Source organism: Dehalococcoidales bacterium, assembly GCA_035529395.1.
In the GTDB taxonomy this organism is placed as follows: Bacteria; Chloroflexota; Dehalococcoidia; order Dehalococcoidales; family Fen-1064; genus DUES01.
Genome location: DATKWT010000098.1, coordinates 1 through 9,126, shown reverse-complemented (window position 1 = coordinate 9,126; position 9,126 = coordinate 1). Strand labels below are relative to the sequence as shown.

The 9,126-nt window shown below is 56.8% G+C and carries 8 protein-coding genes; 1 reads left to right on the top strand and 7 read right to left on the bottom strand.

All coding sequences use genetic code 11. The features are described from left to right. Positions 1–292 precede the first annotated feature (292 nt). The 6 genes from VMW13_06445 to VMW13_06420 form a co-directional block, all read right to left on the bottom strand. Positions 293–964: a class I SAM-dependent methyltransferase gene (locus VMW13_06445; GenBank protein ID HUV44452.1), complete on the bottom strand. Its 672-nt coding sequence runs from the start codon at positions 962–964 to the stop codon at positions 293–295. Between the two features lie 7 nt (positions 965–971). After that, positions 972–1,982 (bottom strand): hypothetical protein, encoded by a 1,011-nt coding sequence (locus tag VMW13_06440; GenBank protein HUV44451.1) that lies wholly within the window; start codon positions 1,980–1,982, stop codon positions 972–974. Beyond that, positions 1,975–2,703 (bottom strand): methyltransferase domain-containing protein, encoded by a 729-nt coding sequence (locus tag VMW13_06435; protein HUV44450.1) that lies wholly within the window; start codon positions 2,701–2,703, stop codon positions 1,975–1,977. The genes VMW13_06440 and VMW13_06435 overlap by 8 nt, the downstream gene beginning before the upstream one ends. Beyond that, positions 2,704–3,930 (bottom strand): glycosyltransferase family 4 protein, encoded by a 1,227-nt coding sequence (locus VMW13_06430; GenBank protein HUV44449.1) that lies wholly within the window; start codon positions 3,928–3,930, stop codon positions 2,704–2,706. Positions 3,931–4,911: 981 nt separating this feature from the next. Beyond that, positions 4,912–6,048 (bottom strand): acyl-CoA dehydrogenase family protein, encoded by a 1,137-nt coding sequence (locus VMW13_06425; protein ID HUV44448.1) that lies wholly within the window; start codon positions 6,046–6,048, stop codon positions 4,912–4,914. A gap of 60 nt (positions 6,049–6,108) precedes the next feature. Then, positions 6,109–7,329 (bottom strand): acyl-CoA dehydrogenase family protein, encoded by a 1,221-nt coding sequence (locus VMW13_06420; protein ID HUV44447.1) that lies wholly within the window; start codon positions 7,327–7,329, stop codon positions 6,109–6,111. Between the two features lie 474 nt (positions 7,330–7,803). Between VMW13_06420 and VMW13_06415 the strand changes: the two genes are divergently transcribed. Continuing rightward, positions 7,804–8,574 carry a glucose 1-dehydrogenase gene (locus tag VMW13_06415; GenBank protein ID HUV44446.1) on the top strand — a complete coding sequence of 257 codons (771 nt, stop codon included), beginning with the start codon at positions 7,804–7,806 and terminating at the stop codon, positions 8,572–8,574. Positions 8,575–8,592: 18 nt separating this feature from the next. Here the strand turns inward: VMW13_06415 and VMW13_06410 are convergent. Beyond that, the coding region (locus VMW13_06410) for a zinc-binding dehydrogenase (GenBank protein ID HUV44445.1) at positions 8,593–9,126 on the bottom strand (534 nt) is incomplete at its 5' end.

Below are 9,126 nucleotides of genomic sequence, written 5' to 3'. Positions count from 1 at the left end.
GTGCGAATGAACCTTGCCGGAAATTGTCCTTCACACCGCTTTGGGGTGTTAAAGAGGGGGTGCCCATTCTGATGGGCCTGCCTCTTCTGAGAGGCGCCCCCTCTTGAGGGGGATTTCAAGGGGGTGTCCCCCTTGATTCGGCTTCCACCCAACAGAACACACGCACTGGTGTACGCCCTATCCCGTGTGGCCCAGACGGCACAGATGGGCCGTACGGGGGTTGGTCGAAAGAGTTTTTCATCACCCTGCTGTGATCGCAGCATATACTACCTGGTATTTCTGCAACTGAGTACTAGCCTCCACCCGTAGTATGCTTCTTGACTAGCAGGATAATGTGCTGTGTTTCAATCTCGCGCACTTCACCTGTTTCGTCGGTGTGCTCCGCCATCAGGTCGTTTATACAGCGGGTAACCTCGGGCAGTCCGAAATTGTAGTCATGAAAGCCGAGAGCGCCGCCGGCAACGAGGTTGGACCAGATGAGGTTGAAATCGTTACGGACGTAGTCCGGCCGGTGGTTGCCGTCGATGAATCCGAAAACGAACCTCTGTTCCGGGGGAAATGAGACCGCTTTCGAGTCCTCAACGATAGTAACAATGTTGTCCAGGCCACGGGTGGTCTCCCGGTAGACTTCAAGCTGGGAGCGCCCTTCGAGGAATGCCTGGTAGATATCGCACATCATCACTCCGTCTTCAGTTGCGGTGGTATCCGCACCGGGGTCGAAGACATCGATAGCGAAGACGCGTTTGCCGTGCCTGCGGGCGAACCTGGCCAGCTTGGCGGTCCCGCCGCCCATGAAGGAGCCAATCTCGACCAGGTCACCTTCCAGCCGGTGCAGGGAACGCTCCCTGATAAAGTCCAGCAGTACCTCGTAGCCGACGAAGTCGTTGCCAACGCAGTCGTTGCCAACGCAGTCGTTGGAGGGGTCTCTCCTGGGAAGCAGTCGCCGAAAGATGCGTTGCAGCACACTAACCTCACAGATTCGCGAACAGCGAGTTCTCCGTATCGGCCAGGGAGGCGATTATCACCCCTGCCGCCGTCCAGGTGGTCTTCTCGTCAGGGGGGTAGATTAGCTGCTCGTCGACATTTATTCCGGTCCAGAAACCGCCGTCCGAGTCCTGCAACCGGAGTGCCCATTCGAGCAGCATGTTCGCCCTGTCCATATCACCGATACCGGCCAGCGCCAGCGCCAGTTCACAGGTCTCGGCCACGGTGACCCAGGGCTGGTCGAGGGAGCACCTGCACCCCCGGCCATCGACTACGAACCTGTCCCATTGTCCGGTAATACGCTCTCTGGCCCGTTCTCCGGATATCAAGCCGGTCAGGATGGGATAGTACCAGTTCATGGCGTAGCCGCGGTGGTTGTCACCGTGGACGTCGAAAAGCCGGGGCTGTTCCCGGATAGCACTGGCCAGCTTGCGGGCTGCTTTTTCCCACTCCGGTCGCTGAATCCCCAGGACATCGACTATCTTGAGCGCATTGACTATGCTCAGGTAGATACAGCTCGACCCGCTCAGGGGAGCGCTTGGCCAGGGGTTGCCTCCGGGGTCCCGTGACCAGTAGACCTCCCCGGTGGGTTGCTGCAGGCCAAGGGTGAAGTGAAGGCCGTTTTCCACCACGGGCCACATCTCGTCGAGGAAGGTCCTGTCTCTGGTAGCCAGGTAGTGGTACCAGACACCGGTGGCGACGTAGGCGCTGTGGTTGCTGTCCTTGGCCGGTTCTTCCGGCCGGTTGTCCCGGTAGGTATACCACCAGCTACCGTCAGGGTTCTGTAGCTCGGCCAGCCATCGGTAGGCCCTGGCGGCAGAATCGGACATGCCGCACATATCCAGGGCAATGGCACACTCCACATGGTCCCAGGGGTCTATTACCCCATCCCGGTAGTAGGGGATAGCCCCGGAGGGCAACTGGTGGGCGGCAATGAAAGCCCCCGTCCTGTTGACGAACTCCCGCAACTCGGACGCCGTCATTCTGGAGCTAAGCATTCGCCGGCTCCTTGCGGTCTTTGTGGACATACAGTACGACACTCTTGGCAAGAAACGGGTTGAGCATGTTCTCCAGGAGACGGACTGGCCGCGTCTTGTGCATGATGTCCCATACCAGGAAGCGGTGGTATATGGCAGGCACCCGCGCCTGCTCCCGCTTGATGCCGGAGAGACAGCGGAGCAGCCAGTAGAAGAAGTGCAGGCCGTGCTTGCGTCGGGTGGTGTAGATGGTCAGACCTTGCTGGCGCAGCAGGCTCACTATTTGCCGCTGACGGTATTTCCGGATATGCCCCCCAGGCTGATGGTGGTAGTCCGGGGACAGTCTCCAGTAGACGGTCTCGCTGAAATAGGTGGGTACGCTGATTGCCAGTGTGCCGTCGTCCTTGAGGACACGGGTAAGCTCCTGCACTGCCTGCACGTCATCGGGAACGTGTTCCAGTACTTCGGAGCAGATAACCTTGTCGAAGTGGGTATCCCGAAAGGGTAGATGCAGGGCATTTCCCCGGAGAGCCAGGTATCTGCCTGGCGACTGTCCTTCTTCGTCCATGAGCTGGAGAAGATACTTGGTCTTGAGTACGTTGGCCTGGTCAAGGTCCAGGGCACAGACGGTACACCCGGCCTCTTTATATGCCCGGCCGGAGTGCCTTCCTTCGCCGCAGCCGACATCCAGTACCCGCTCTCCCGCCTTGATTCCAAGGATTTCGTAGTCTACCGTGAGCATTCACAAAAGCTCCTCGTACACCTGTACCGTCTGGCTGGCCGCCTGCCGCCAGCTAAAGTTCTCGACCACTCGCTTCCTCCCGGCTTCGCCCATGTTCCTGCCCAGTTGCTTGTTGGCAAGGAGGTACTTGAGTGCGCCCGCGAGGGCGTCGGCATCGCGTGGAGGTACCAGGATACCGGCAGAGCCATCCTTACCGACCACCTCCGGGAGTGCCCCGGCTATTGTGGATACTATCGGAAGCTGGGAAGACATTGCTTCAGCGGCGGGAAAGCCAAAGCCCTCGTGGAGAGAGGGGACTACGGCTATCTCGGCTGTGGCATAGAGACTGGCGAGCTCCTCCCTTTTAATCTTGCCGGTGAAGCGGACGGTGTCTTCGAGTCCGTATTCCCTGACCAGCGTGGCCGGCTCGGCCTGCGGGTCACCATTACCCACCACGGTCAGCTTGACACTGGCCTCATTCCGGAGCTTGTGTAAGGCCTGGAGCAGATAGGGTAGTCCCTTGGTATGCCCGTTGCCGCTGCTGACCATTATCAGGCTGTCAGGTTCCCTGGGGATGTGTCCATCGCCGTGGAAGAAGTCGATGTCGACACCGTTGAGGACAACTCGCAGCAGCTTCTCGGGTACCTTGAAGAAGCGCTGTATGTCATCGGCGGATTTCCGGGAGACGGTTATTATCCTGTCCAGTCGGGGAGAAACCCGGCGCTGCATTCCAATAAAGGAGAACCATCGCCATAATCGCCACTTTTCCCGGAGACTCTCGGCCTGGTCCAGTTCTATCTGGCGGTCGATATGGATGGGGTGGTGTATCGTGGCGACAACCGGGATATTGAGGCGCTTCATCAGGAGCAGACCGTAGGCAAGGCACTGGTTATCATGGATGACGTCGAACTTGAGTCTGGGTTGAAGGGCACGTATCCGGTTGTAGGCACGTATGCTGAAGGTCAGCATCTCCGGGAGTGTCCCCAGGCACACCATCAGGAACTCGTAGAAACGAAGGGGATTACGCACACGGGAAAGGTCCTGCCAGAAGGTGTTCGGAGACTCGTAGAGATTCAGGCTCTCCAGCTTATGCAGTGTGATACCGTCCACTACTTCCGGGTAGGGTGGCCCGGATATGACATGCACCTCGTGGCCAAGGTCACGGAGCTCCCTGGAGAGATAGTAGATGTATATGCCCTGCCCACCGCTATAAGGGTTGCCCCTGTAGGACAGTAGACATATCCTCAACTGTCTTCGCTCCTCTCACCACAAGTGACAGGTGACCTATTGTTATGTACTGATGTGCTCATTCTTACCATAAGGAACAGAAGGGCGGGTAAATGATACTACTGATTACCTGAGATTGCAACTAATATGGATTACTCACTACATTACATCTGAAGAAAAAGAACACCAATCTCACCAGGACTTGTTTGGATGTTATCTCCAATACATCAGGCCGATGAAATCACTTTTTTGACAGGGTCCTGAATCCTCCATTAAAATCTTTCTAATGGCCAAAGTTTATTTATCCCGGATACTCTCTATTTGCGGCATGCTGGCGCCTCCTGCAATGCTATTCTTTATCCTTCTCGCCGGACATCTGACACCGGGTTACAATCACATCACGAACACAGTCAGCAAGTTAAGTGACCAGGGGAGCGCAAATCCGGAACTGATGACTGCCGGTTTTATCAGTTACGGAGTGTTAATAATTGGTTTTTCTTACGCATTGTATCTTAGGCTTCAGCACGGAATAAAAGCTCACATAGCCTGGTTTTCGCTAACCATTTACGGTATCTCAATGATTCTTGCTGGTGTTTTTCAAGATACACCTGGTGGGAGCAGCACCCCTCTAAATCCGGAAGGCATCGTACACAATACAGCTATTATCACTTCCTGTTTGTCAATCCTTCTGGGTATGTGGATGTTCGCTGGGAGCGTCTATAAAAAGCCATCGTGGTTCGGCTTTACCTGGTTCACTATCGCTGCCTCATTCTTAGGGCTGGTATTATCGATAGTCTTTGCCGTACAATCGCATGTACCTGCTCCGGGACTATTGCAGCGTTCCTTTTACCTGGTTCTGCTTATATGGATAGAAACGGTATCCATATGGCTTTTCCGGTTATCGTTTAAGCCGTAGAGTGAGGTGGGCCCTATTCAGGTCAGGATAGGGGCTGTATTAAGAGTGGGTCCCGCTATCCTGTCTGTCTCCTGCTCCGGCAGGTATCAGTCGAGACTCCGGGCTATAAGCTCCCGGTGGTAGGTGCTGTCACCAAAGGCAATATCGAACGAGCGCGCGCGCTTGAAGTAAAGGTGCAGGTCGTGGTCCCAGGTGAAGCCGATACCGCCGTGTATCTGGATGCCGTGGTCTGCTATCAGCTTGTAGGCATCGGAGCAGTAGCTCTTGGCAATTGAAACCAGTACCGGGGCATCGGAGTTGTCCTCTCTGATTGCCTCGGCGGCGGCTTCCATCAGGGACCGGGCATACTCAAGTGCGGAGTACATGTCGGCGCACTTGTGTTTTATCACCTGGAAGCTGCCGATGGGCACGCCGAACTGCACCCTCTCCTTGGCATAGTTGACGGTAGTCTCCAGTATCCACTCGCAGCCGCCAACCATCTCGGCGCAGAGTGCCGCCGTCGCTTTGAGAGCCATATCCTGGAGGATTGGCCAGCCCTTGTCGACTTCGCCAATGATGTGCCTGCTGGGAACAGCCACCCTGGTGAGGACCAGTTCGTACTGCTTTCTGGTCTCGTCTATACCCTTCAGTGGGGCGACATAGGTACCCCATTCCGAGGTGTCTACCAGGAAGAGAGTGATTCCCTCTTCGGGGTTCTCGGAGCGGCGGGTGCGGGCCGCCACGATGATATAGTCCGCTGCCCTGGCGTCAGGTACGAAGTACTTGGTGCCGTTGAGGACATAGTCATTGCCCATCCTGGTAGCTTTTAACTGTACCCCTTCAGGCCAGAAGTCACCGTCTTCCTCGGTGACTGCCAGCGTGAAGACCGCCTCTCCATTGGCAATCATAGGGAGGAACTTGCTCTTTTGTTCATCCGTACCCGCATCGAGGATGGGCAGTCCCGCCATGAGCAGGGTGGAAAGAAAGGGGCCGGGCATCATGGCTCGGCCCATCTCTTCGCAGAGAACGGCCAGGTCGCGGAAGTTCATCGCGCTCCCGCCATATTCCTCGGGTAGTATCAGGCCCAGCCAGCCTACTTCGGCCATCTTCTTCCACAGGTCGGGCGAATGGCCATCCTCATCATCCATCATTTCCCGGACAAACGTCTTGGGACATTCATTCTCCAGGAAGTCCCGGGCCATGGTCTTGAGCATTTCCTGTTCTTCGTTCAGGCTGAATTCCATACTTGGTGCTCCTTAACGTCACTGAGCGTTTTTACTCTTATAATAGAACAAGTACCCGGACTACCTGGGCAGTCCCAGTATCCTCTCGGCGATGATATTGCGGTTGATTTCCGAGGTGCCCATCTCAATTGTAGCGCCACGCGAGCGGAGCATCTGGTATACCCACATCCCCTCATCGACCGCCAGCTTGGAACCCGGCACCATCTGGGAGTATGCCCCGAGCATCTCCATCACCATATCTCCGCGTCTCTGCCTCATTTCCGCGGAGAAGTTCTTGCCCACGGACATGTCGTTGCCGGGGTCGATTCCCTTGCGCCGGCGGGCCGCGGCACGCATGGCGCTATACATGAGGGCTTCGCCCTCGATGGCAAACTGGGCTATTTTCTGGCGGAATATGGGGTCATCCCAGAGTATCTTACCGCGTCGGCTGGTCTTCTTGGCCAATTCGACGATGGCATCTACTCCCCAGAGGATGCGGCGGGCGCCGACTGCGCTTCCGCCTCCCACAAAAGCCATACCGGCACCGCCGGACCTCTCTGCGGCAAGGCTGGTGAGGGCAACGTACCAGCCCCTGCCAAGTTCACCGAGCAGGTTTTCATGGGGGATACGCATGTTATCAAAGAACATCTCGCCGAACTCGGCCTCGCCGGTCATCTGGCGGAGCGGTCTTCGGCTGAAGCCGGGGGCATTACAGTCGAAAATGAAGTAGCTCAGGTTGCGGTGTCGCGGTGCATCCGGGTCTGTCTTGCAGACGAGCAGACCGTAGTCAGCGAACTTCCAGTTGCTTGTCCAGACCTTCTGTCCGTTGACCACCCATTCATCGCCATCGCGTACCGCGGTAGTGCGGACATTTGCCATGTCGGAACCGGCGTCAGGCTCAGAGAAGCCCTGGCACCAGCTTTCTTCACCGCTCAGAATCTTGGGAATGAAACGATTTTTCTGCCACTCCTGCCCGTGAGTCAGGATAGTGGGTGCTACCATGAGGAGACCCTGGGACATCGGGCCCGGTGGTGTGCCGCAGCGCATCATCTCCTCGCGGATGATGACTATCTCTTCCCGGGGACGTTTAATGCCACCATATTCTTCGGGATAGCCGAAGGCAGTGTAGCCGGCGTCGTACAGCTTCCTGGTCCACTCTTCGCCCAGTGCCTGCGCCTCTTCACTGAGCCGCTCCGGCATCTGGTACTCAGGCGTTCCCCAACCTTCGGGCAGGTTTGCCCGCAGCCAGTCGCGGACCTCCTGTCGGAACGCTGCCAGCTTCTCTGATTCCTCTGAGACCATATTGGCCCTCCTTCTGTTGTGCTTCTGTAAGACCCGGCTGGTAACCGTCTGGCAGTTCAGGGTATGCTGGCCGGACCAGCCGGCAAATGTCCTTTTCGGGCTGTCAGTATCGTAGTGGAATCCGGCACGACCTGTCAACATTAACTTCCGGATACTAACGTTCCTTCGGATGTAGTCAGACCGTTTTATAAGGAGTATCCAAATTGCCCTGTTCCGGCAGGCTGTAAACACCCTCGCCTTGACCGGTGGGGTAGACCGGTGTTAACCTGCCAGCATGGACTAGTACCTGGTCGCACAAATCCGCTTAAATTTTATAGATTCTTCGGCTTCGGCCTGTTGGCAAAGCCAGCAGGGAAACTCAGAATGACATGACAATAGTGTGTCACCCTGAGTGTAACGAAGGGTCTTACCCTGCGGAACATACTACCTGGTATTTCTGTAACTGAGGACTAGCAATGTAAAAGGAGTGGGAAAATGACACTTCCGGACTTTTCTCTGACTGGTAGAGTAGCCCTGATAACCGGCGCAAAGAGGGGGATCGGCAGGACGATTGCACTGACCTTTGCCGAGGCTGGTGCCGATGTGGTGGTATGTGGTCGTACCCTGCCCGACCTGGAGAAGGTGGCCGAAGAGATAAGGGCGCTGGGGCGGCGTTCCCTGGCGGTGAAAACGAATGTCGGCGTGAAGAGTGAGGTTGATGCCCTTGTCGACCGTGTTGTTCAGGAGTTCGGGACGATAGATATCCTGGTCAACAACGCGGTGGTCTACGCCCGGGGCCCCCTGGTCGAGCTTGCCGAAGAAGACTGGGACACCACTATCAACATTGGCGTCAAAGGGTACTTCCTCTGTGCCCAGGCGGCAGCCAGGGTGATGATAGAAAAGAACAAAGGCAGCATTATCAACATGGTCTCCACCGCAGGCATCCGGCCCACGGGTCGACAGGGCGCTTACAGCATCATAAAGGCTGCTGACGAAATGATGGTCAAGCTGCTGGCCGCGGAGCTGGCGGAGTACAACATCCGGGTCAATGGTCTGGCTCCTACCGTGGTCAAGACCGAGAACACCAACGTAGAGCTCTTCAAGGGATTTATGACGCAGTTGCCCCTGGGAAGGCTCACCGAGGTGGAAGAGCTTGCTGCTGCGGCCCTTTTCCTGGCTTCCGACGCCGCCAGCTACATCAGCGGGCATACCCTGGTTGTCGACGGTGGGCGGATAAACACCTTCCCCAGGCCGGCACCGAGATAGTAACAGGGATTACGGCAGCTACCGCTGTGGCTCGATGATGACCTTGATGGACTCCGTCGCCTCGGCGACAAGCCGGAAGCCTTCCTGCGTCTCCGCCAGACCCAGGCGTTGGGTAATCATAGGGTCTACCCGGACAGTGCCGGCGGCAATCAGGTCCAGCGCCGTCTGGTGGTCGGCCGGGCTGCCCGCGTAGGTCGTGGCAATAGTTCTGTCATTGCGGAAAAAGAAGTCGTTGATAGACACCGGGATGGTAACGCCCGGGTCGGTTGGTGCGAACAGCAGTATCGTCCCGCCGCGTTCCACGGATTCCAGGCCCTGGTTGATAGCGGATATCACACCGGTGCAGACTATCACCAGGTCGGCCAACCTTCCCGAATTCACCTCGCGGAAACGCTCCGGCCGATATTCGCATGCCTGCAGGGCGATGTCTGCCCCGAATCTCCTGGCTGCTTCCAATCGATACTCGTCAATGTCAGTGGCGACTATGTGGCTTGCTCCGAGGGCGCGGGCCAGGAGAACGTGGAGCAGCCCGGCAATGCCACTACCGATAAC